The 24,313-nt window shown below is 39.7% G+C and carries 21 protein-coding genes, 1 tRNA gene and 1 pseudogene; 11 read left to right on the top strand and 12 right to left on the bottom strand.

What is annotated here, in order from left to right; all coding sequences use genetic code 11:
* Nucleotides 1-11: 11 nt before the first annotated feature.
* The 5 genes from V6C71_18090 to V6C71_18070 all read right to left on the bottom strand — a co-directional run bounded on the left by V6C71_18090 (nt 12) and on the right by V6C71_18070 (nt 6,729).
* Entirely contained in the window at nt 12-1,922 is a 1,911-nt protein-coding gene (locus tag V6C71_18090; GenBank protein HEY9770371.1) for a fumarate reductase/succinate dehydrogenase flavoprotein subunit, read from the bottom strand.
* A gap of 385 nt (nt 1,923-2,307) precedes the next feature.
* Entirely contained in the window at nt 2,308-3,012 is a 705-nt protein-coding gene (locus V6C71_18085; GenBank protein HEY9770370.1) for a succinate dehydrogenase cytochrome b subunit, read from the bottom strand.
* A gap of 78 nt (nt 3,013-3,090) precedes the next feature.
* Nucleotides 3,091-4,923: a GAF domain-containing protein gene (locus V6C71_18080; GenBank protein HEY9770369.1), complete on the bottom strand. Its 1,833-nt coding sequence runs from the start codon at nt 4,921-4,923 to the stop codon at nt 3,091-3,093.
* Between the two features lie 169 nt (nt 4,924-5,092).
* Entirely contained in the window at nt 5,093-6,412 is a 1,320-nt protein-coding gene (locus tag V6C71_18075; GenBank protein ID HEY9770368.1) for a hemolysin family protein, read from the bottom strand.
* A gap of 62 nt (nt 6,413-6,474) precedes the next feature.
* A complete protein-coding gene (locus V6C71_18070; GenBank protein ID HEY9770367.1) occupies nt 6,475-6,729 on the bottom strand; it encodes a hypothetical protein in 255 nt (84 codons plus the stop codon).
* Nucleotides 6,730-6,813: 84 nt separating this feature from the next.
* Here V6C71_18070 and V6C71_18065 point away from each other — a divergent pair.
* A tRNA-Ile gene (locus tag V6C71_18065) sits at nt 6,814-6,886 on the top strand.
* A 139-nt stretch (nt 6,887-7,025) separates the two neighbouring features.
* Here the strand turns inward: V6C71_18065 and V6C71_18060 are convergent.
* Nucleotides 7,026-7,394: a hypothetical protein gene (locus V6C71_18060; GenBank protein HEY9770366.1), complete on the bottom strand. Its 369-nt coding sequence runs from the start codon at nt 7,392-7,394 to the stop codon at nt 7,026-7,028.
* Between the two features lie 92 nt (nt 7,395-7,486).
* Between V6C71_18060 and pyrE the strand changes: the two genes are divergently transcribed.
* The 3 genes from pyrE (at nt 7,487) to V6C71_18045 (ending at nt 9,552) form a co-directional block, all read left to right on the top strand.
* Nucleotides 7,487-8,086: an orotate phosphoribosyltransferase gene (gene pyrE, locus V6C71_18055; GenBank protein HEY9770365.1), complete on the top strand. Its 600-nt coding sequence runs from the start codon at nt 7,487-7,489 to the stop codon at nt 8,084-8,086.
* A 227-nt stretch (nt 8,087-8,313) separates the two neighbouring features.
* The gene (locus tag V6C71_18050) at nt 8,314-8,820 is read left to right on the top strand and encodes a hypothetical protein (protein ID HEY9770364.1); all 507 of its coding nucleotides are present in this window, start codon (nt 8,314-8,316) and stop codon (nt 8,818-8,820) included.
* A 381-nt stretch (nt 8,821-9,201) separates the two neighbouring features.
* Nucleotides 9,202-9,552: a hypothetical protein gene (locus tag V6C71_18045; protein HEY9770363.1), complete on the top strand. Its 351-nt coding sequence runs from the start codon at nt 9,202-9,204 to the stop codon at nt 9,550-9,552.
* 131 nt (nt 9,553-9,683) lie between these two features.
* On the opposite strand, the gene V6C71_18040 is transcribed toward V6C71_18045, so the two are convergent.
* Nucleotides 9,684-10,523 carry a GNAT family N-acetyltransferase gene (locus tag V6C71_18040; protein ID HEY9770362.1) on the bottom strand — a complete coding sequence of 280 codons (840 nt, stop codon included), beginning with the start codon at nt 10,521-10,523 and terminating at the stop codon, nt 9,684-9,686.
* An 84-nt stretch (nt 10,524-10,607) separates the two neighbouring features.
* Nucleotides 10,608-11,075, bottom strand: a complete 468-nt coding sequence (locus V6C71_18035; protein ID HEY9770361.1) for a CRR6 family NdhI maturation factor — start codon at nt 11,073-11,075, stop codon at nt 10,608-10,610.
* Nucleotides 11,076-11,216: 141 nt separating this feature from the next.
* Here V6C71_18035 and V6C71_18030 point away from each other — a divergent pair, with 141 nt between their 5' ends.
* On the top strand, nt 11,217-11,669 hold the full coding sequence (locus tag V6C71_18030; GenBank protein HEY9770360.1) for a Fur family transcriptional regulator: 453 nt from the start codon (nt 11,217-11,219) through the stop codon (nt 11,667-11,669).
* 569 nt (nt 11,670-12,238) lie between these two features.
* Nucleotides 12,239-14,170, top strand: coding sequence for a sulfite reductase, ferredoxin dependent (sir, locus tag V6C71_18025; GenBank protein ID HEY9770359.1), 1,932 nt, complete (start codon nt 12,239-12,241; stop codon nt 14,168-14,170).
* 91 nt (nt 14,171-14,261) lie between these two features.
* Here sir and V6C71_18020 read toward each other — a convergent pair whose 3' ends face one another.
* Nucleotides 14,262-15,725, bottom strand: a complete 1,464-nt coding sequence (locus V6C71_18020; protein ID HEY9770358.1) for a response regulator — start codon at nt 15,723-15,725, stop codon at nt 14,262-14,264.
* A 23-nt stretch (nt 15,726-15,748) separates the two neighbouring features.
* On the bottom strand, nt 15,749-18,556 hold the full coding sequence (gene amt / locus V6C71_18015; GenBank protein ID HEY9770357.1) for an ammonium transporter: 2,808 nt from the start codon (nt 18,554-18,556) through the stop codon (nt 15,749-15,751).
* A gap of 127 nt (nt 18,557-18,683) precedes the next feature.
* On the opposite strand from amt, the gene V6C71_18010 reads away from it, so the two are divergent.
* From V6C71_18010 to V6C71_17995, 4 genes are all read left to right on the top strand, one after another.
* The gene (locus V6C71_18010) at nt 18,684-19,838 is read left to right on the top strand and encodes a glycosyltransferase (GenBank protein HEY9770356.1); all 1,155 of its coding nucleotides are present in this window, start codon (nt 18,684-18,686) and stop codon (nt 19,836-19,838) included.
* A gap of 69 nt (nt 19,839-19,907) precedes the next feature.
* Nucleotides 19,908-20,054: a DUF433 domain-containing protein gene (locus tag V6C71_18005; GenBank protein ID HEY9770355.1), complete on the top strand. Its 147-nt coding sequence runs from the start codon at nt 19,908-19,910 to the stop codon at nt 20,052-20,054.
* A gap of 5 nt (nt 20,055-20,059) precedes the next feature.
* Nucleotides 20,060-20,503, top strand: a complete 444-nt coding sequence (locus tag V6C71_18000; protein HEY9770354.1) for a DUF5615 family PIN-like protein — start codon at nt 20,060-20,062, stop codon at nt 20,501-20,503.
* A 37-nt stretch (nt 20,504-20,540) separates the two neighbouring features.
* Nucleotides 20,541-22,118, top strand: a complete 1,578-nt coding sequence (locus V6C71_17995; GenBank protein ID HEY9770353.1) for a DUF4070 domain-containing protein — start codon at nt 20,541-20,543, stop codon at nt 22,116-22,118.
* 279 nt (nt 22,119-22,397) lie between these two features.
* Here the strand turns inward: V6C71_17995 and V6C71_17990 are convergent, their stop codons facing one another.
* Nucleotides 22,398-23,147 carry a metallophosphoesterase family protein gene (locus V6C71_17990; GenBank protein HEY9770352.1) on the bottom strand — a complete coding sequence of 250 codons (750 nt, stop codon included), beginning with the start codon at nt 23,145-23,147 and terminating at the stop codon, nt 22,398-22,400.
* A 215-nt stretch (nt 23,148-23,362) separates the two neighbouring features.
* Here V6C71_17990 and V6C71_17985 point away from each other — a divergent pair, with 215 nt between their 5' ends.
* The gene (locus V6C71_17985) at nt 23,363-23,977 is read left to right on the top strand and encodes a tRNA-(ms[2]io[6]A)-hydroxylase (GenBank protein ID HEY9770351.1); all 615 of its coding nucleotides are present in this window, start codon (nt 23,363-23,365) and stop codon (nt 23,975-23,977) included.
* Nucleotides 23,978-24,162: 185 nt separating this feature from the next.
* Here the strand turns inward: V6C71_17985 and V6C71_17980 are convergent.
* A pseudogene (locus V6C71_17980) lies at nt 24,163-24,313 on the bottom strand (IS1 family transposase).

The raw sequence follows: 24,313 nt of genomic DNA, 5'->3' as shown, positions 1-24,313 counted from the left end.
AACTCAACAACTTACTTATAACTACGTTGAGTTAATTCAACATTGTCAAACTCTAGCTGTTCTTTGTGCAAAACAGGAGTTTTTTCATCTCCTTCGTATTGCCAGGCGGCAACATAAGCATAATGATCATCATCACGTTGTGCTTCCCCTTCTGGAGTTTGGCATTCTTCGCGGAAGTGTGCGCCACAGGATTCATGTCTATCTAAAGCATCCCGCGCCATTAATTCCCCAAGTTCTAAAAAGTCGGCAACTCTACCCGCAAATTCCAGGTTTTTATTAAAGGTATGCTCATCTCCAGGAATATTAACGTTTTGCCAGTATTCTTGTTTTAATGCGGTAATTTGCGCGATCGCATTTTCTAATCCAGCTTGATTACGAGACATCCCGACATTGTTCCAGAGAATATTACCCAATTGGCGATGAAATTCAGTAACGGTTTTCTTTCCTTTAATATTTAATAGTTTGTTGACTTTGGTGTTAACCGTAGCTTCAGATTCCTCAAAAGCGGAGTGAGTAGTTGCAACGGGGGGTAAATCAGTGGTAGCAATATAGTTACCCAAAGTGTAAGGAATGACAAAATAACCATCGGCTAATCCCTGCATTAAGGCACTCGCACCCAGACGGTTTGCGCCATGATCGGAGAAATTAGCTTCGCCCAGAACGTGCAGGCCAGGAATAGTACTCATCAGGTTATAATCTACCCACAAGCCACCCATAATATAATGAACGGCAGGATAAATCCGCATCGGAACTTCGTAGGGATTTTCGCCTGTGATGCGTTCATACATCTCAAAGAGATTACCGTAACGTTCGGCGATTAGTTCTCGACCTAAAAGCGCGATCGCATCTCTAAAGTCTAAATAAACCGCAAGTCCTGTTTCGCCAACACCTCTACCTTCATCAGTTACCTGCTTTGCGTTACGAGAAGCCACATCACGGGGGACAAGATTACCAAAGCTGGGATATCTGGTTTCCAAATAATAATCTCTTTCGGCTTCAGGGATTTGGTGGGGATGGCGTTTGTCTCCTGGCTGTTTTGGTACCCATACCCGCCCATCATTGCGCAACCCTTCACTCATTAAGGTTAACTTAGACTGATAAGAACCCGATACAGGAATACAGGTAGGATGAATTTGAGTGTAACAAGGATTAGCAAATAAAGCCCCGCGCTTATAACATCGCCAAGCAGCGGTAACATTCGAGTTACGGGCATTAGTAGAAAGATAGAAAACATTACTATAGCCACCAGTACAAAGTAGCACTGCATCCCCTACGTAACGCTCAATTTCTCCCGTAATTAAGTTACGAACAATAATTCCTCTGGCTTTGCCGTCAATTAATACCAAGTCCAACATTTCTCGCCGAGAAAACATCGCGATTTTTCCCTCAGCTATTTGCCGCGACATGGAACTATATGCCCCCAGTAATAGCTGTTGTCCCGTTTGTCCCCGCGCATAAAAGGTACGTGATACCTGCGCCCCACCAAAAGAACGATTAGCTAGCAACCCACTATATTCCCGGGCAAATGGTACGCCCTGTGCCACACACTGATCGATGATTTGATTACTAATCTGCGCTAGACGATGGACGTTAGCCTCGCGAGAACGATAATCGCCACCTTTGATCGTGTCGTAAAACAATCGCCATATTGTATCCCCATCATTAGGATAGTTTTTTGCCCCATTAATTCCACCCTGGGCTGCAATACTGTGGGCGCGACGGGGAGAGTCTTGAATACAAAAGCTTTTGACGTTATAACCCAACTCTGCCAAGGTAGCTGCTGCTGAAGCACCCGCTAAACCAGTACCGACTACTAAGATGGTGTGCTTTTTCTTGTTAGCAGGGCTAACTAACTTGCAGTGATCTTTATAGTAGTCCCATTTGTCTTGCAGTCTACCTGGAGGAATTTTGGGGTCGAGCATTTTTAAGGAATGAGGACAGAAGGATGAAAAAATAGTAAATTTATTTCTTAGTATAGTGGTTTGCAATAAATAGCTGAATTTCAGTTTAATAAAATAATCAATGTAGCGTAGCATGGGATTTTTTGAGGCATCGCAAAATATGTTTAAAATACTTACAGAGATTCGCTCAATTGCCTAACTGGGTTTAAATTACAGTAGCGATGTTTAGGACCAAGAACGTTATGAACGTTTGCTAGATATTGCCACTAATAAATATTCTTTTTTAAGCGATCTCCAGCCTGAAGTTATCAGCGATCGCTTTCGTACCGAATTAGTTCATATATAATGTTACAAAACCTAAATTAAACCTATTTGCATTAGCTTAATTTAGTCATAAAAATCTTGTTTAGCTACCCGTAATAAAGCCAAAGTAAATAGACAAAGGTAAAGCTATAAAGCCGATCGCAATTAAAATGGCTAAAATAAGTGCGAGCGCGTAAACGGCAGGACTAATTTTAGAATTGAGTAGGCCAATTGATTGCCAGGCACTCCAAATACCATGGCGCAGATGAAAAGCTAAGATAATCATTATTCCTGTATAGCCGAAAGCATATACTGGGTTACGAAACTTCTCGATCACCAAACTAGATAAATCTCGCATCTCCACACCATTAACCACCGTGGAGTAATATGTTCCAAACTTAAAAATCGATAGGTGTAAGATCAGAAATCCCAGCAACACTACGCCCGTAACCAGCATACTGCGGGAACTTAGCGACTGTTTACTTGGTTCACCGACACTTTTAAACTGACTGTAGCCGACTGGTCTAGCTTTGAAAGTGTTCAGTTTAATTGAGACACCGACCACAACATGAAATATCGCCAATCCTAATAAGGTAAACTCAATTAAATAGAGTAAAATGCCTAAATTTTCGAGAAAATGCGCTAGCTGATTGTATTGATTGTTACCCGCAAACAAAGTCAAGTTTCCCGCCATATGCAACAGAACAAACAGAGACAAACCCAATCCTGTGACACCTGTGATAATTTTCTTGCCAATCAAAGAAGTATAAAAGTTAATCAGTTTTGGGCGATCGCTACTTATGGTCATGGTGCTAGATAATAAATAAGATAAAATTTGCCATTAAATTAATTATGTAGATCAAACCATTTATTCTTAACCGAATATTTAACTTTTTATGGTTTCACAGGGAAGTTCAATCGTAAAAACAGTTTTTCCTGGTTGGCTATGCAAATAAATCTTGCCATTAAGCAATTTGAGCATATTTTTGACCAAAGCCAGTCCCATACCAGTCCCGCCGAATTTCCAAGGGTCATGATGGGGAATGCGATAAAACTTGTCAAAAACTCGCTGTTGTTCTAATGGAGGTATTTCTATTCCTGTATTGCACACGCTAAGTTTAATTCCGTCATCTACTGATGAAGCAGTAACAGTAATAGTTTCTCCGCTAGGAGTATATTTACAAGCATTATTTACTAATTCAGCTAGAGTCCGCTTAATAGTTGAGATATCTGATTTAAACTGGGGTAAATGTGGCTCGAGATCGATAATTAAAGCTTGGTGTTGATTGTTAACCCGCTCTTTAAATGGTGCAACAATTTGCGGTAGCCATACTGACAAATCAATCCATTGCATTGTCATCAATTCTTGTTGGGCATCAATATAGCAGAGAGTAAGCAGATCATTTACCAGTTGATTTTGCCTGTTGCAAGCAGAGCGAAAAATATTCAAAACTTTAGTAAAGGTAGCAGATCTATGGCTGCCTATTTCCTTTTCCAGTAAAACCTCCAATGTTTCTGAAGCTAGCTGAATGCTGCTCATGGGAGTCCGCAATTCATGAGAAATAGTCTTGAGAAAATTATCTTTGAAAAAGTTTAATCGAGCCAGTTCTTTGACCTGTATTTGCGATTGTTGATATAGTCGAGCTTGTCTAATAGCGATCGCACATTGATTAGCAACCTGCTCTACCAGCATAATTTCAGATGACTGGAAAAATTGCTCTTTAGGTCGCAATAGCCAAAGATTTCCTAAAATTCCCCGATCGTCAAAAATAGGGCAAACCAATCTGGTTGCTTGAACATTGAGCGGATTAAGTTCGGGAACTTTTTCCACGAACTGAAGTGATTCTTTGTGCAGTAGCTGCTGATAGAGTTCGGGAAAATCGGCAACCTGTCGAATGCTTCCCTGGCAATTGGGCAATTTAGTAGTATACTCATAAGCCACTTCCGCTGTAGTGCGATCGCGATCGTAAAGCTCAATCTTGCAACGTTCTATATTGAGAACTTGCCCAATTTCTTGCGTGACTGTCTGCAAAATTTGCGGTTCATCCAAACTATCGCGTATTTTTTGGGTTACTTTACGAGTCAAGGTTTCAAACTTAAATGAGTTTTGTAGCGTGGCTGTACGCTGTCTAACTTTTTCCTCCAGATAGCTGTTCAGACTTTGAACTCGGTCGTAAAGTTCTGCCTGTTGCACCGCGATTCCTACCTGGGTTGCTAATTGCTTGAGAAGTTCAACTTCTGAAGCCTGCCATTGACGAGGTGACTCACAATGATGGGCAATTAAAAGTCCCCATAGTTCTTCACTGGCGACAATCGGCACGACTAAATTTGCCCATACTCCAACATTTGTCAGCACATCTTTATAGCAGGATGCTAATGTAGCGGTTGACACATCATTTATGATATGGACTTTTTCCTGTTTATATCTTTCGAGATGTTGAGCGGCAAAACAGGGATCTTTAATTTTATGATCATAAACGCTCTGAGCTGTTTTCTTAACCGATTCGACGACAATAACACCATTTAGGTCTGGCTCAAAACGATAGATTAGTACCCGATCTGTCTGCAAAAATTGTCTGACCTCAGCCACTGTTTGCTTAAGAATAAGTTCTAAATCCAAAGACTGCCGAATTCTTAAAGCGATCGCTGCCACCAAATTCTCTTTTTGTTGACCTAAGGAGGAATGTACTGAATTATGGTCAAAATTGAAGTCAGGCAAAAATTTTTCCTGTTTAAAATTGTTCTTTACTTTTAAAGCTTAATGTTTTTTAAAGATTTTCGGCATTATGTTAAGTAATGTTAAAAAAACTGTCGCATCGTGCTCTATGTGAATCTTAATTCATCATAAATCTAATTTTTTGCTGGATGAGGAATTTTTAAAGACTAAACTAGCGGTGAATCAAAATCTGATATAGGCGATTACTATCAGCAACGGTCACGGTAAAGACCAGCTCTTTATATTGCAGCTTTTCTCCTTGCTCAGGTATCTTCTGCCACTGCTCTAGCAAGAAGCCGCCTAAAGTATTATAATTTTCGGCTAAAGGGAGAGTTAGTTCTAATTGTTCGTTAACTTCCTCAAGATTTATTTGCGCCGAAACTAGAAAAGTATTTTCATCTAGCCTTTGAATAGCTTCGATTCCAGTTTCGGGGTCATTACCAGCATCACCGACAATCTCAGCAATTAAGTCATGAAGCGTAATTAATCCTGAAGTGCCGCCAAATTCATCGATGACTATAACCATCTTTTGCTGCGATCGCTGCATTGAAGGTAACAGTTCATTAAGAGATCTAGACTCAGGAATAAAGCCGACAGGCTCAAGCCATTGCTCTAAAGTAGAATCGTGGTGCAGCTCTCCTTTAGCTAATGGCGCAGATAACTTTTTATAGTGGATAATGCCGCGAATATCGTCTAGAGAATCGCCAATGACAGGATATCCAGAATATCCTTTCTCTACGACTATTTGTAAAAACTCTTCAAAAGTAGTGTTTAGCGAGAGAAATTCGATATCGGTGCGGGGAATCATCACCTCTTCGGCAGTGTCGTCACGAAATTCAAAGACGTTTTTGAGTAGCTGTCTTTGTTCGGCTTCTAAACCAATAGATTCTCTCTCAGTGGCAATAATTAACTGTAATTCTTCTGAGGTAACTTTTTCATACCATCCCTCCCCACTATATTCAACTCCTACTAGCTTGAGCAACAGACGAGTAGATAAGTTTAAAATGGCGACAAAAGGACGAAAAATACGGGCGATTACTACACTGGGAGGACCAAAAAATCGCGCTAGTTTTTCGGGGTACATCAACGCCACGGACTTGGGGCAAAGTTCTCCCAAGACAATTTGCAGATATGCCAAGATGATAAATGACAGAGGCACAGTGATCGAGTGAGCGATTGTCTCGGACAGGTAAGTAGGGAAGCTGAGACGCTGAATTAGAGCGATAATTGACACCGCAATAGTTCTTTCTCCCACCCATCCTAGTGCTAAACTAGACAGAGTAATACCTAGTTGAGTGGTAGAGAGAAGGCGATCGATACTTCTTTGAAGAGACTGTACAGTTTGAGCCTGAACGTCTCCATCCTTAACTAGCTGACTGATGCGAGAGCGACGAACCGAAACAATCGAAAACTCTGCGGTAACAAAAAAAGCATTGATCGCAATTAACAGGAAAACACCAATGAAAGTTAACAATAAATTTGGTTCAGTCATCAATTAACTAATATAAAGATGAGTGATATTAGCTTCAATTAGGCAACTAACTTGCTCAATCATTATTTCTTCTGCTCATTGACTAAGTTATACACCCTTTGTAATATATCTTTCTCTTTGATGATTTTTAAGCCTTTGTATTCTCCACCCAAAGGTTTTTGATTCAGCGTCTTGTCATTAGAATTAACGTTTGGTTGAGTTACCACCCTAAGTGCTTCTCTACCCATAAAATAGCCTACATAAGAGCTAGCAACGCCAGCCAAAAGCATCATTAGGAATAAAAATATAGTGAGCCACAAATTAATTTTTAGCTTCATACGAGCACAATTTTTTTTGCTGGATGTTGTCAAAGATACCAGACTTACTAATATAATGGTCTACTAGAGAAAAAAGATAAATATCCAGGGTTGGCCGAGCGGTTTAGGCAACAAACTCATAATTTGTGCAAGGCAGGTTCAACTCCTGCACCCTGGACTTTTTCCCCGGATGAAGGAGGCGGGACGAGGAATGAGGTAAAAGCATAATCTATCAATTGCTTTTGAGACTACATTTTTCTGCATCCCACTCCAATCCAATATGGGTCTTATTTACTTAAGGCTAATAGCTCAAGGCGTTACTCGATCAAACCAGGGCTAGGATTTTCCTGCAAAGAGGTATCATAGGGGTTATCTAAATCTTTAGTAATTAGAGGTTCTCCTGTTGAAGTTTGTAATTTCAAACCTAGTTCATAGACCTTGTGTACTTCTTTGCCATCAGCAGCAATATCCTGTTCGGGAAATTTAGGAATACCTACGATAGTATTTCTTTGACCCAAAATACCGCTCTGACTGAAAGCATTTTCGCCATGTTTGTAATAAGCAGCTTCAAACGCTTCACTTAAAGATGTTGTTTCGGCTTTAGCTTCCGGAGAAAACAAACTAGCAATAGTTGCGATCGCTATAACTTTACATAATTTAGTAAACTTAATAGACTTAATAGACATTACTTTATTTATATTTGTCAATTGACTTCTGCTCAATCCTAGCTGAAGAATTAGTCAAAGAACAGTCCACAATCTTTTTCATCTCACAGTATATGAACACGGAACAGATTTCTTATTCCTCTTTAGCTACAGCTAATAGCGATGTTTTACGGCAGATTTTATTAGATTTAATCGTTAAATATGCTTATGTTGCAGGAGACTTTGTTTTATCCTCAGGGGCAAAAAGCTCTTACTATATCAATTGTAAACAGGTAACCTTGAGAGCTGAAGGAGCATTAGCTTTGGGTCGCTTGCTATTCAAACTATTACCAGATGGCACTGAGGCTGTAGCTGGTCTTACTCTAGGTGCAGATCCTCTGGTTTCAGCGGTAAGCGTTGTTTCTGCTTATGAAAATAACTCTATTCCCGCCCTGATTATTCGTAAAAAACCTAAGGGACATGGGACAAAAGCTTATATTGAAGGACCGTCTCTAGCTCAAGGAGCAAAAATAGTTGTCTTAGAAGATGTGGTTACTACAGGAGGATCGGCATTAACAGCAGTTGAAAGGCTACAGGATGCTGGATATCAAGTAACGCAAATTCTTTCTTTGGTAGATCGAAAACAAGGGGGAAGCGAACTATATCAGTCAAAAGGAATTAAGTTTCAGGCTCTATTTTCGATCGAGGAAATTCAACAGCAATACTTAACTTGAACTAGTTAAAAAAAATTAATTTAAGGCGATCGATTTGGCAATAATGATGATAATTTTAAGCCTTGCTTAGTCTACTTTTAACTAGGTTTTAATACTTGATATTATTAAGCTCAAAGCATATAGCTTATGCCTTATAGCTTCTTCAAAAGTCTTTACCTTTCGTTATACAGAGCGAGGAAATTATTAGTTAAGCTAAAAGAGTAATAATTTTTTCCTCTTCATTCATTATGGAAGCAATTTCTCCTCGTAATTCTAAAACAGTAAACTGGTCAACAATGATTATGTTTGCTTTAGGATTTTGGCTCAGCGGCAGTTTAGTTTTTGACTTTTTAGTCGTTCCTGGAATGCTAACTAGTGGCATGATGAATGAGTCAGGTTTTGCTAGTGCTGGCTATATAATTTTTGGCACATTTAATCATCTGGAATTATTGTGTGCTGCTGCTATTTTAGCTGGATGTTTGGTTTACCGCTTTGGTTACGGCAATAGCAATAAAATAAGTGCCAAGACTGTTTTAACGGCCACGATATTGTTAGCTATTGCCATTGCCTATACCTACATTCTGACTCCGCAGATGAGCAGTTTGGGTATGTCGTTAGATATGTTCACCATTCCAGAAACTACTGCTTCGATGACAGCTATGCACATTATTTACTGGAGTCTAGAAGTAATTAAGCTAGTCGCAGCTACTGCTTTATTACGTATTTTTTATCGTAATTCTTGCAGCATAGTTTAGCAATTTAAACACAATTTAAAACTTTACTACGACTTGCTCCGCGACAAGTTTGCGGAGCAAGTCTGAAAGAGTCAGCTAGCCGTCCTAAAGGACGACGCGGAGCTTATACTAAAGCATATGTGAAGCGGTATCCTTTAGGACTCGCCCTAAAGGATTAGCGCCTGGAGGCGCGTCCTTCGCATCGTCCGAGGGTGTCTCTGTGCGGATACACTTCGGATATACCATGCACGGGAATCATGCACGGGCTTTAGCATACCGCTTCGCATAAAGGCATGGCTCTAAACAACGTAAAAGTAAATCTGCATAAAAAAAATAGACCAATCGTAACTAGTAAATGTAAGCAAAACACACACACTAAATCTTACTTTTACGAGGTCTAAAATGAAAAAATCTACATTAGGTATTCTAACTGCTGTTATCGCTTTCGCTCCTCTAACTGCTTTCGCTCAAGACGCCCAGACTAGCATTCAAAACAATACAAATTCTGCTGCTGCTGTCGGTACTGGTAACTTAATCCACCAAAACGCCGACCAAACTAGCTACCAAAACCAACTAAACTTGGATGCTTATGGAGTTCCTACTCCTGGCGATGCTCAAACTTCAGTCCAATTAAACGCTAACGAAGCTGCTGCTATTGGTACTGGTAACTTCATCGGTCAAGATGCGAATCAAACTAATGTTCAAGATCAAGTTGATGTAAATCAATACCTTCCTCACGGCTACGGCTACTAAGATTCATACCATCATTGTTTTCTAGACTCAATAATACAGCCCTGGCTGATGTCAACCAGGGCTGATTCTTTTTTGTCAGCCTTTAAGTTAAATATCAAGAGCGATCGCAGGTAACCTCTAGATTCAATCAATTAATCAAAACTATAGTTACTGATATTGCCTGTAGGTGAATAGCCAATTTTGCGATAAATATGATTAGAGGCGGAATTAGCTAAGTCGGTGAAGAGAAAACAGTACTTGTATTTATTGAGCAGTAATTGGCTAATTTGGGTTACACAAGAAGTTGCATATCCTTTGCCTCTATATTCAGGTGGGGTATAAACAGCATTAATTCTAATTCCATTAGGTGTTGCACCGCCAGCGGCTGCCATTGATACAACTACGTCATCTTGCCAAACAAACAAGCTTTTGTTCTCTAGATGCCGATGAAACCATAGCTGGTGGTCTGACTTCGGTTCGTTATCTCCTAAAGCCTCTGTTTCAAAAGCCTGTCCCCAATCTGTTAGTAAATGGCGATCGCTTTCTATTACTATTCTGAGACTACCTGAAGCTTTATTGATTGTTTTAACTTTCTCAAGCTGATGTATTCGCATCGCCAATGCTAATTCACCAGATTGCCCTGTTAAACGTTGCCAAGTTGTGACGAAAATTTCGGCTTCAGTTGATGGTGCAATTACACCAGGTAAAGATTGCAAATCGACAGCTAAATCTTTTGCAATTAACTCAACTGATTTAGAATCGATCGCTTGTGAAAGAATTAACTTACGAGGTGGAGTAAGGATAGCTGTGGCTACTACAGTGTGATTATTATGAACTACTATTAAATAAGGTAAATTGGCATCACTTTTTTTACGACCACATAAAGCTTTACCAATTCCTAAAGGCAAACAATGAGTTGCCTCATGCTGAATCAAGTAGCCTTCTACCTTCTGGTAATACTGAACGGGATCGTCAAATCTAGTAACTTTCATCACCTAATAGCAATAGGCAATACATTGTAACTACTAACTACCAACTTTTAACAATCTTAAATAGTTAGTGACTATACCAAGCTGCTAAATCATCTTAAAAAAAGCATCATCTAACTCATAACCAAATAGTTGCGCCATTGACTTTAAACGCGATCGCTCTGCAATCCCCTGCTCTTTTAACCAATCTGATAAAACAAAGATCTTATTCATCACAAAAATTTCTAAGGCTTCGGGATTAAATATAATACCCTCACTACGATTAAACTGATGTGGAACTAACATTGCCGCGTAGCGAGCTAATTCTCCTGCTTTCCAATCTAAGAAAAACGGTAACCAAGGATAAACCGTATCTAAACGGATAAACCAAAGTCTAATTTCGGGGATCTCGGAAAGCTCACGGGGATCATTTTCTTCCCGCTGAAAATCAATCACAAACTGTAGCTGTTGTTCATAGTCAGCAATTTGCTTTAGTAAAGGTGCAATTTGGTTTTTGGCAAGAGATAGATCTAAATTGTTTATTGCTTTGGTATCTAAAACTAATTTTACAGTCACAATAAATATTACAAAGATAAAAAGGTACTAAATCTATTGAGTTAAAATTAACTTTACTAGTTTTTACAATAGACATTTATATATATTTTAAGTTAAAGTAGTAACGACTATGTATAAGTTTAGATTAATTCAGCCTCCCTTATGAAAACTCCAGAGGCAAACCACAAACCAATTCATTCTCTAGAAGATGCTTTAGCTCGTTGCCAAGAATTAGGAATGCGAGTAAGCCGTCAGCGTCGATATATTTTAGAGTTACTGTGGAATAACGAAAATCATCTTTCTGCCAGAGAGATCTACGATCTGCTCAACCAACAGGGTAAGCAAATTGGCCACACATCGGTATATCAAAATTTAGATGCTCTCTCTGGTGGGGGCGTAATTGAGTGTGTCGAGCGTTTTGATGGCAGACTATACGGCAATATCAGTGATTCTCATAGTCACGTTAATTGCCTAGATACTAATCAAATTATTGACCTACAGATTGAGTTACCCAAATCGATGATCGAGCAAATAGAGAAACAAACAGGAGTTTCTATTACTGATTATCGAATTGACTTTTTTGGTTATAAAAATCCTCAAGCTAACGAAAACTAGTGGATCGATACGCTTAGGACACTTGCATTTTTGTTGGCTGGCACAGATTGCCACTGATTAAATCTTAAGAAGATAACTTTTGTAAGCACAAGTAGCCAATAACTTGTGTTCTTTGTTACCAAAATGCGAAAATACTAATTCTCTGTTTAAACAGAATTGGTTAAAAATCTCTCTCTAAATCTTGGACTCATATCTTTGCTGTCACAGGCTTTATTAGTTTTCCTCAGCAATGACATTAGTGAGAAAATTATAGATTGTTGATTAAAACCTATGAAGTAAATCAAACATTTAAGAGTAAATCAAAATAATTTGTCTCTGCTGCTTAGCAATGCCAGTGGCAAATATCGTGTCTGCGATCGAGCCTGCTGTAGCTAGATTATCTTGTGTAATTCATTCTGAAATCTAAAATTGCTTTTAGTAACTCAAAAAAACGCTTATTTTATAGCGCTTTAGTCTTAATCAAATATTTTGATGTCGTAGCCGATCGCAAACGCTAAGATAAAAAAGAACCTCAAACCACAAAACAGTACAAGCAAAACAATCCTCCTGGTATTTATTATAAGAAGAATATGGTTCAGACTCCTATCGAAAAAAAAGTATCTAAAGTAGAGAAACTAAAAGAGCATAGCAACTTTCTACGTGAACCTCTTTTAAGCGAACTGCAACAAGATACAACTCACTTTAGCGAAGATGCAATTCAAATCCTAAAGTTTCACGGCTCTTATCAGCAAGACAACCGTGATAATCGCCTCAAAGGACAAGAGAAAGACTATCAGATGATGCTGCGTACTCGCTCTCCAGGAGGGTTCGTTCCACCAGAACTGTTTTTGGCTTTAGATCGCCTATCCGAAGAGTATGGCAACCGCACACTGAGAGTAACAACTCGTCAGGGGTTTCAGATTCACGGAGTATTAAAGCAAAATATAAAAAAAGTAATTAAGGCTATTCTGAAAAATATGGGTTCTACCCTAAGTGCCTGTGGAGATGTCAACCGTAACATCATGTCTCCCCCTGCACCATTCAAGAACAAGCCCGAATATCAGTATGCTTTTAAATATGCCAATAATATTGCCCATTTACTCAACCCTCAAAGTGGTGGTTACTATGAGATTTGGTTAGATGGAGAGAAAGCCATCAGCGCCGAAGAAGCTCCAGAAGTCAAGGCTGCCAGACAAAGCAAGGGTAGAGGCATGATTGTCGAAAATAGCCCTGAGCCGATTTATGGGGAGCAGTTTTTACCCCGCAAGTTCAAAATCTGCGTTACTGTCCCTGGAGACAACTCTGTTGATGTATATACCCACGATATTAGTTTGGTAGTGATGACTAATAACAAGGGCGAATTGCAGGGGTTCAACGTGCTAGCTGGCGGTGGTTTAGGACGGACTCACAACAAGGAAGAAACTTTTGCTCGTATTTCCGATGAGATTGGCTATATCGATAAGGAAGACGTTTACGATCTAGTTAAGGCAATTGTAGCTACTCAAAGAGACTATGGCGATCGCTTTAATCGTCGTCATGCTCGGATGAAGTATCTGATCAATGATTGGGGTGTAGATAAATTTAAAGCCAAAGTCGAATCATATTTTGGTAAAGAATTTAAGCCATATAAAAAGCTACCTGCTTGGCAATACCAAGATTTTCTTGGCTGGTATGAACAGGGTGATGGAAACTGGTTCTTTGGCATCGGTGTCGAAAACGGCAGAGTGAAAGATGAGGGAGCTTTCCAGCTAAAAACCGCCCTGAGAGAGATCGTGCAGGAGCTAAACGTGCCAATGCTCTTATCTCCCAACCACAATATTATTATTAGTGATATTGCTCCAGAACACAAAGAACGGGTGGAAGATATCTTGGTTAACCGAGGTATTGAAACCGATCCCCAGGCGATCGAGCCATTAACTCGCTATTCGATGGCTTGCCCTGCACTACCTACCTGTGGACTAGCAGTAACTGAATCCGAGCGGGCTTTACCAGGAATTACCGATCGCATCAGGACATTATTGAATAAACTAGGAATGGTAGACGAACACTTCGTGATTCGCATGACTGGGTGTCCCAACGGTTGCGCTCGTCCCTACATGGCAGAGCTAGGATTTGTTGGCAGCGCACCAGGCAAATACCAAATCTGGCTTGGAGGCACACCCAACCAAACTCAGCTAGCTCAACCCTACGAACAGAAGCTGTCAGTAGAAGAGCTAGAAACTTTCTTTGAGCCTATTTTTGTGTTCTTCAAGCAGAATCGCAAATCAACAGAAAGCTTTGGTTCATTCTGCAATCGCGTTGGATTCTCTGCCATTCGTAATTTTTCTGAAAACTACACCATAGGAAGCTATATGGATACAGATACTACTAAACGCAAATCTCGCAAAAATCAGCGTCGTGTTAGCGTTCCCGATGACATTTTTCCCCGCCTAAAAGAGATTGCCGAGAAAGAAGGCAGACCAATGAATCAAATTATCGCTGATGCTTTGAGCGATTATTTTACCAAGAGTAAAAAAGCTTAGTTAGCTTACTCCTTATAATTGAATACATATTGGATAACTATTGAGGCTGCCGACTGGTAGCCTTTTTTTTAGTAGGGTGACATCTTAGTCTCTAGGTTGCGATCGCGCTAATCGGCAAAGAAACGGTAAATTTAGTATTGCCTGGCAAAGTCATTTTTCCTGAAAGAAGATTAACCGCAATACTGCCATCATGCTGTTCGACAATTTGTTTGGCGATCGCCAGTCCCAATCCCATTTTGTTTTCTGAAGCTTTAGTAGTGAAAAAAGGATCGCAGAGTTGGTTGAGCATTTCTTGAGCAATACTTTCTCCCGTATCAATGATCTCTACCATTAAATTATTTTGCTGTTGATAGATGTTTATCGTTAATATTCCGTAAGTACCTATAGCCTCAATCGCATTCTCGATCAGGTGAAACCAAACTTTTTGTAGTGCTTCAGGATAACAGTAGAGCGTAGCAACATTGCCATAATGTTTAATGATCTGTATCCCTGAAGTAATTTGTGGAGTTAATGATTTTAAAGCTTGCTCGACCGTGTTTTTAATATTGGCCAGACGTTTGTCCGTTTCAGTATTTTGAATATTAGCATAGTCTTCAAATGCTGCAATTACTTTGCTGATTTTAACCGTAGAATCGGTAATTTTTTCGCTGCTTTGGTATAAACTAATAATTAAATAGGCGTTGTCTAAAATTGACCAAGAATTCTCGCTGGTCAATAGAGGTATTAACTCTTCTATTTCTTCATCAAATCCCAATCCGATTAGCATTTCAGCAATCTTATCTACATTTTTTAAGGAATATTTTGCCAATTTAGCAACGATTTTAGTCTTTAATTCTTGTTTAGCTGCGGGGGATAATAAAGGATTAATCTGATTATCTTGAGCCTGTCTTAATAAAGCAACAAAATAATTTTGTTGTTGAGGAGAAATGTTAGCCAAAAAAGCAGGTATATTCTGCAAATTAGCTTGACCAAATTGTTTTATTTCTGCTAAAATATTGTTGATTTCGCTTAAAGAATGATTGACCTGATCGCTAATACCCGAAGTAATCTTGGCTAATGCTAAATGTTTTTGAAATTCAAATGTTTTCTTTTGGCTTTGTTTAAGCTGAGTTATGCTCTGGTTTAGCCGCTCATTTTTAACTTTGAGCTGGTGTTGCAAATTTTTGATCGCTAGCTGATTTTTGACTCGCATCAGCACTTCGTGCATTTGGAATGGCTTAGTAATATAGTCAGCACCACCGATCGCAAACGCCTTGACTTTATCCACCGCTTCACTCACGGCAGAAATAAAAATTACGGGAATGTCTTTAGTTTTAGGATTGCTTTTTAGCTGTTTACATACCTCATAACCATTAAGACCAGGCATCATAATGTCTAATAAAATTAAATCTGGTGGATTAATTTCGGCTGCGGAAAGAGCTAGCTTACCGTTAGGCACAGGTCTAACTTTATAATCGTATTTAGTTAAAATATCGACTAGTAAATGTAAATTTTGCGGAGTATCATCCACAATGAGGATATTATTTAACTCCTGAGCAGCCATTATTTTTCTCATTATTCAATTTTCCTTAGACAACGTTAATTAAGAGGCAATATATTTAAAATATGCTCGTATTCAAAATTACTAATATGTTGCTCGATCATTTGGGCTAGTAATTCATTTTCCTGACTAATCTTCTCGACAATCTGCTCAATTTTGTCTAAATCAATTTCCATAATGGATTGCTGGAGTTCTAAAATTAATTCATCGGCTATGGTGGTAAAGGAATCGCGATCCAAAGCTGATAAAGGTAATTGAGATTCCAGAACCGAGTTTTCTTCTGCACAGGTATAGCACACCCCTAAATGCTTCGCCATCATTAACACCAGTTCATCCATTTTAAAAGGCTTGCGCATAAAGTCATCACAGCCCAAAGCTAAGATACTAGCTCGTTCTTCTTCTAATGCACTAGCGGTTAAAACAATAATTTTAGTATTGGATGAAGTATCGCCTTTGATTATCTGTATCGCCTCATGACCATTCATCTGGGGCATTCTGATGTCCATAAAAATAAGCTCGGGCTGCCATTGTCGCCAGAGAGCGATCGCGCGATCGCCATTGGCTGCTGTCTTAATCTCAAAACCCATCGGCTCAAGCATTTTGACTAACAGCTCTCGGTTATAAGGCTTATCATCCACGATTAAAATTCGGCACTGTCGATTTGGCGGTAAGGCAATAACTAATGGACTAACGCGCTTGGGAAGTCGATCTGGGGTCACAATTTTGATGGCTACGTCAAAGCTAAAGACACTTCCTTGGTTTACTGTCGAGCGAACTTTAATATCTCCTCCCATTAGCTGCACGAATTTACGACTAATAGCAAGTCCTAACCCCGTTCCTTCCTCAGCATTTTTTCCTGATTCAGTTTGAGTAAAAGGATTAAATAGAGTATCTAACTCTTCGACTGCTATACCCTGTCCTGTATCTTCAACCGCAAAGATTAACTTAAGACTTTTATCTTGCTCGACGACTTCGGCAGCAGGAAAAACTTTGAGGATTACGCCTCCTTGGTCGGTAAATTTAAGCGCATTATTCAGTAAATTAAGCACGATTTGACGTAATTTTCCCTGGTCAGCCTGAATATATTTGGGAGTTGCAGGATCGATTTCACACTCAAGCTGCAAATTTTTGCTGGATGCTTTAAGAACGAACATTTGTGACAAATTATCTAAAAAAGCATAAAGATCGAAATCAACTAAGTCTAAGGTCAAATGTTCTGCCTCAATCTTAGATAAATCTAAAACATTGTTGATTAGTGATAACAAATGTTCGCCACTGCGATTAATGATGTCAGTATATTTTTTTTCTTGGGCGGGTAAAGTCTGATTGCGAGCCATCAATTGAGCAAAACCAAGAATAGCGTTGAGCGGGGTTCTCAGTTCATGACTCATATTGGCAATAAAGGCACTTTTAGCTTGATTAGCCACCTCAGCTTTTTCTTTGGCGCTCAAGAGTTCGCCAGTGCGTTGCTCAATCTTTTGTTCCAATTCAGTATTGAATTGCTTTAACTGTTGCGTCGAACCTGCGAGAGAATCAATCACACGATTGTAATGACTAGCTACGTAACCAATTTCGGTAAAAGGTTCTACGGGAACTCTAATACTTAGGTCTTGATCGGCTGCTTGTCGATCCATTACCTGGAGCATTTCATATACTGCGTTTCTAGCATAGTGTTCCGAAATGTTTAATCCTCGTTCCTCATCGGCTAAAGAAACCCGTAAAGGCATCAAACGATTAATAATCTTGAGTAAAACCCAGGTCACTCCAAAAGCCCAAATGCCACAAGCTGCTAGACCTAATAGCTGGATGAAGAACTGATTGACTCGATTTAATCCTGTATCAAGAATATCTGGATTACCAAACAAAGCGACTGCTAGAGTTCCCCAAATTCCAGCACCAAGATGAACAGCAATGGCATCAACCGCATCATCAATTTGCCAATAGCGTAACCAATAGCTAACTAAAATACTTACTGCTCCACCAACCGAACCGATCGCAATTGCCAGTACTGGAGAAACTGCATTACAAACTGCGGTAATTGAAACCAGTCCCGCTAAAGAACCATTGATTAAGAATTCCACTTTATTAATTTTTAATCTTTGCCAACTGACTAATCCTGCACACAGCATTCCTGCTGCCCCAGCTAGCATGGTATTGAGTATTATTAGGGCAACGGTACTGTTTAAAGCTTGAACGCTACCGCCATTAAAACCGAGCCATCCTACCCAAATCAACATTGCCCCCAGAACAGAAAAAGATAGGTTTGAACCATGAAGGTGATGAGTTTTACCCGAGCGATCAAATCGTCCTGTTCTCGAACCTACAACCAAAATGGTAGCCAAAGCGACCCAACCACCAATACCATGAACTACCGTAGAACCAGCAAAATCTACGAATCCAAGTTGTTTTAAATAACCACAATCATTCCAGACCCAGTGACAAAATACAGGATACACTAGACCAGAAATAATTATGGTGACAATTACATAAGCTCGAAATCTCAGTCGCTCGGCGGTAGCACCCGAAACAATCGTCGCAGCAGTACTGCAAAACATCATTTGAAAAATGAAGAAAATAATTTCTCGAGCTGAAAAAAATTCTGGATTAAAGAAGAAATGATTTGAGCCAATTATGCCTGCTATGGTTACTACGCAGTCACCGAAACTAATACCGTAACCCACTGCCCAAAACAAAATTATGGAAATGCCCAAATCGATCAGGTTTTTGATGGCTACATTGATACTATTTTTAGTTCGAGTCATGCCAGACTCCAAACACATAAACCCTGGCTGCATTAGAAAAATGAGAAAAGTACTAAAAATCAACCACAAATAGTTAGAGTTCATAGGTAGCGATCGCTTGAATGATAAGATTGAGCTTCGATTTAATTGTTCCCTTTTCGCTGGGCATTAATGGTATGGACTACAAAGATTAAAAGTCAGGAGATCGCAAGCAGAGCTGGTTGAAAATAAAATGTTAGTAATTGTTGTAGCGGTTTTGTCCTTAAGCGTTTGGTTATTTCTCTTGTTGTTTTGGGGAGACTTTTGGCAGGCAAAGCAGCGCGTAGAAGGTAGTCTTAAACTCGAGACTTATCGCCGTGTCTGGGCTATTGTCCCCGCCAGAGATGAGGCCGAAGCGATCGCAATTAGTTTGACTTCTCTGTTAAACCAGAATTATCAGGGTGAGTTTTTGATCGCATTAGTTGATGATAATAGTAGCGATCGCACTAGCGAAATTGCTTTGGCAACTGCTGCTCAACTAGGTAAAAGCGATCTCTTAAAAGTAATTACTGGCAAGCCTTTAGAATCAGGCTGGAAAGGCAAACTTTGGGCGATGTACCAGGGTATTGAATATGCTCAAGCCCAAATCCCTGCACCCGATTATTTTTTATTCACCGATGCAGACATCAAACACGATCCTGATAATTTAACTCAGTTAATTGCTAAAGCAGAAACAGAAAACTTAGATTTAGTCTCCCTAATGGTATTGCTGCGCTGTCAGAGTTTTTGGGAAAAATTATTAATTCCTGCCTTTGTCTTTTTCTTTCAAAAGCTTTATCCATTTTCTTGGGTAAATGACTGGCACAAGCCGATGGCGGCGGCGGCGGGGGGCTGCATCTTAATTAGCAACAAGGCTTTATTAGAAATAGGCGGTATTGCGACGATCAAAGATGCTCTAATTGATGATTGTTCTTTGGCAAAAGCAGTGAAATCTCAAGGAAAAAACATTTGGTTGGGCTTGAGCGAAACTACTATTAGCCTGAGAGGCTACGATAATTTAAAAGTAATTTGGAATACTATTGCCCGCACTGCCTATACCCAGCTAAATTATTCTCCGCTGCTATTAATCGGCACGACGCTCGCCATGGTCATAGTTTACTTAATTGCCCCCATTGGCATGATTTGGGGACTAGTAACTAGTAACTGGCTAGTATTTAGCACCTGTGCTATTACTTGGTCACTGATGATCTGGGCTTATGTCCCCACGATCAGACTCTATAAACTGTCTTGGGCTTGGACAGGATTATTACCAGCGATCGCTTTTTTATACACTTTAATGACTATCGATTCGGCAATTAAATACTATCAAGGTCAGGGTGGGGCGTGGAAAGGGAGAACTTATGATTGATTAATAATTACTCTTTTAAGCCGTGGCGATCGCATTACATTAAGTACCTAGGCGAAACGGACGGCTTTAATTGTTAACCTCGTGGCAAATGGCAAATCTTTTGAAGAAATCATCGAAAAATATCCCGATTTGAAATTAGATGATATTAAACAATCTTTGCAATATGCTGCTTTATTGATTAGAGAAAGCGTTTATCCTTTTGAAATTACTGTATAATTTGAATGAAATTTTTGGCGCATATGGGAATTTCATTACGTACTATCGATTGGTTACGCGATCGCGGTTATGATGTTTTCCATTTACGAGAAAAAGGATTACAAAGATTACCAGATGATGAAATTCTCGATCTAGCTCGTACTGAAGGACGAATTATCTTAACGGTAGATTTAGATTTTGCTCAACTATTAGCTGTTAATCAAGAATCCTTTCCCAGTGTAATCTTATTTAGATTGGGTAACGAAAATTATGACGAAATCAACCAACGTCTCATTGAAGTTTTAAATAATTGCCAAGGCGTTTTAGAAACAGGTGCAATAAAAAAGACCGCTGAAGTGGGAAAAGCTGCGAAGGCTGAAATTAAGAATCTTGACGATTACATAAATGAACAACTAAGAACTAAAAAACACAGATTAGGTTTCCCTCATATACAATGTAATCTCCAATAGTCTCCAAAATGAGTTGTTCTGTGAGGATTAGTTTAAAATGCGTGCCTTATTAATTTATCCCGTCTTTCCGCAAACCTTCTGGTCTTATGACAAAATCCTCGAACTAGTTGATCGCAAGGTATTATTACCACCTTTAGGAATGCTGACCGTAGCTGCCATTCTGCCCCAAGAATGGGAGTTTAAACTGGTCGATCGCAATATTAGAGACGTGACGGAAGCTGAGTGGGAATGGGCTGAGCTAGTCATTTTCTCCGCCATGATTGTCCAGAAGCAGGACATGTTGGAGCAAATTGCCGAAGCTAAAAGACGAGATAAATTAGTTGCGGTTGGGGGGCCATATTCAACCTCTTTACCTAATGAACCCAAAGCTGCGGGGGCAGACTTTTTGATTTTAGATGAAGGGGAAATTACTCTACCTCAGTTTGTCGAGGCAATACAAAGGGGCGAAACTAGCGGTACTTTTCGCGCCACTGAAAAGCCAGATGTAACCATCACTCCTGTTCCTCGTTATGACTTGCTAGAGTTTGATGCTTATGACTCTATGTCGGTGCAGTTTTCGCGTGGCTGTCCGTTCCAATGTGAGTTTTGCGATATTATCGTACTTTATGGTCGTAAACCCCGCACCAAAGAACCAGCACAGCTACTCAGAGAATTAAACTATCTCTATGAATTAGGCTGGCGACGCTCAATCTTTATGGTGGATGATAACTTTATTGGCAACAAGCGTAACGTCAAATTGTTGCTCAAGGAATTAAAAGCTTGGCAGGAAGCCCATCAATATCCTTTTGATTTTAATACTGAAGCTTCTGTAGATTTAGCCAACGATTCCGAACTGATGGAATTAATGGTGCAGTGTAATTTTAATGCTGTCTTTTTAGGCATCGAAACTCCTGACGAGTCAAGTTTGCAGTTAACTAAAAAGTTTCAAAACACCCGTGGTTCACTAGCCGAAACGGTAGACAAGATGATCCAGGCAGGATTACGCCCCATGGCTGGGTTTATTATTGGTTTTGATAACGAAAACAAAGGTGCGGGAAACCGAATTATTGATTTTGTCGAAGCAGCGGCGATTCCTACTGCGATGTTTGGTATGTTGCAGGCTTTACCCCTAACTGCCCTATGGGATCGACTGGAAAAAGAAAATCGTTTACGAGACAGTACCAGACAAGATATCAATCAAACTACCTTAATGAATTTTATTCCGACTCGTCCAATTGAGGATATTGCGACCGAATATATTGAAGCATTTTGGACACTATACGAACCCAAAAGATATTTAGACCGCGTATATCGTTGCTTTCTCAAACTGGGTACACCGCAACACGAAGCACCCTTCACTATGCCCAGTTGGGTCGATCTCAGAGCCTTAGCTATTGTGGTTTGGCGACAGGGTATTAAGCGCAATACCCGCTGGAAGTTTTGGCATCATTTGTTTGGCATCTTCCGTCATAACCCTGGAGTATGGGAACACTATCTGACTATGTGCGCCCACAACGAACATTTTTTAGAATATCGTCAGATTGTTAAGGATGAGATTGAAGCACAGCTTGCCGAGTTTCAGGCACAGGAGAAACGACTACAGCAGGCAACTCCTAAAATAGATGCGATCGCCTAACTAGGCGTTTGCCCAAGTTAACTAAACAAAAGAGTTAGTCTAAATATATCAGGCTAACTCCATCATCCTGGTTAACTTGATGATGACCAGTATTAAAAGTCATAGTTTGAGCAAGAGCGATCGCTTTTGACCAAAGAAGGGGAAAGTAGCAGTAGCAAATGAATAAAAATATTTAGAGAATTAAGGCTGATATTTGAAATTAAGTATCATTGAACCTCCCATCGCGCATTGGCGAGGCTCTTCTGCTAGAAGAAGAATAAAATAATCAATCTTGATTGTTTATGCTCGTTTACGCATTTTACGAGGCATAATTTTCGTTGCATCTACTTTGGCGATCGCTTTGCTCAAAGGCATAATCCGAATCCTGCCATCAAAAGAATTTGCCTGATAAACTTTATGCTGATTGAGATCTACCGCCGTCATCCAACCACTATGATGATGGTATGCACCAGTTTCAATGTCTAACCATCCTTTCCCCGCGGCGATTTGCCCAGGCTTAACTCCAGGAAGAGTAAAAGTAATTGTATGTCCTGTAATAATCAGTTTGTTCTGAAAAAAAGCTTGATTTGCAGTATGAAAGTCGTCTCGAATCCAGCAAAATTGATCTGCACCCTGTTGAGTTAGCGGAATTTTGGGATCGACTCCTGCATGAACTAGCCAAAAATCTCCCAAATCCAGATATAAAGGTAATTCTTTCATCCAGTTGATATGTTCTTGGGGAATTTTACTGTCATAACTCTCAACTGTAGCGTGACCACCACTATACAACCAGCTTTGGTATAGATCTATCGATACTTCCCCAGTCCCAACAACATCTAACAGCATTTCTTCATGATTTCCTCGCAAGCAGTGAAACTGATTACGCATGACCAAATCAACAACCTGCGCGCTTTTAGGACCTCGATCAATTAAATCACCCAAAAAATATACTTCATCTTGACTATTTGGTGCAATAGTATCTAGTAATGCGATTAAAGTGTCGTAGTGTCCATGTACGTCACCAATGACGATTCGACGATTTTTGGTCATATTGGCTGTTTTAACAAGATGCATAGGGAGCAATTAATATTCATCAATCGTGGGTTTACCAGATAATAAAAGCTAATTGTTAACTTACTAGTAGGTATTCCCGATTTATGGCAGATGATATAAATGTCAAACGACTAATTTTCGTAAATTAGAAGACAAAATATCGTAAACCAGAGAAAATAACGTTTTTTTAGTATTTTTAGTATAGGAGAACAATGAAGAATCGAGTAGTTTCTTCTAAGGCGGTTGCTACCATAAAAATTTTGCAACAGCCGTCAAATTCGACCTGGATTGAGCAAGCGATCGCCAATTTAAAAATAATTTTACTAGATCACTCTCATTGTGAACGTAAGGCAGCAGGAGTGGCAATAAATTTGATGTTTCGCTATCCCTCTCATCAGAAGCTAGTCCGTCAGTTAACTGCGATCGCATCTGAAGAATTATCACATTTTGAACAGGTCAATCAATGGTTAGAAAAGCTGGGGATTCCTCTTGCACCTTTAAATTCTCCCCCTTATTTCTCGCAGTTAAAATCTCAAATACGGCATTCTGAACCAGATCGTTTAGTTGATTCTCTATTAATTTCAGCGATTATCGAAGCTCGTTCTCACGAAAGATTGGGTTTGCTTGGAGAATACTGTCCCGATCCAGATTTGGCTAAATTTTATCTTAGCTTAATGGCATCAGAAGCCCGCCATTATGGAATTTATTGGGTATTAGCTCAAGAATATAGCGATCGCGCTACTGTAGAAACTCGGCTAGCAGAGTTAGCTGAATATGAAAGTAGTATTTTGAGTACTTTACACCACGAACCGAGGGTACACAGTTAGAGTCAGGAGTCAGATATTGTAAATATCCTGAGTTGGTAATTAGAGATTGGCGCCAAGGCGATCTCCTGAAAGCAAAAAATCAAAGAGCAAAAGCTATATTTTGGTGTTTTAAGGTGAGGCGAGCGCAATTTTTATATGGGAATTGCAGTGCGAGCGGTTTTTTAGCTGGTCGGCGAGAAGCCCTGAACTGTATTGCGGACTAATCGAGAAACTCTTGGGCGTAAAGTGCAATTGAACCTTTCAAGATCATTAGTTTTGCCTGTTTCTTTCCCGAACGCTCGATGGCGTTTTGAAGGAATGACTGTTTTGTAAGCGTACCAGAAGTCACGCTTGGCA

The sequence above is a fragment of the Coleofasciculaceae cyanobacterium genome (assembly GCA_036703275.1).
GTDB lineage: Bacteria > Cyanobacteriota > Cyanobacteriia > Cyanobacteriales > Xenococcaceae > Waterburya.
Note: the sequence above shows the minus strand (reverse complement) of the source record. Positions and strands in the feature narration are given on the sequence as shown.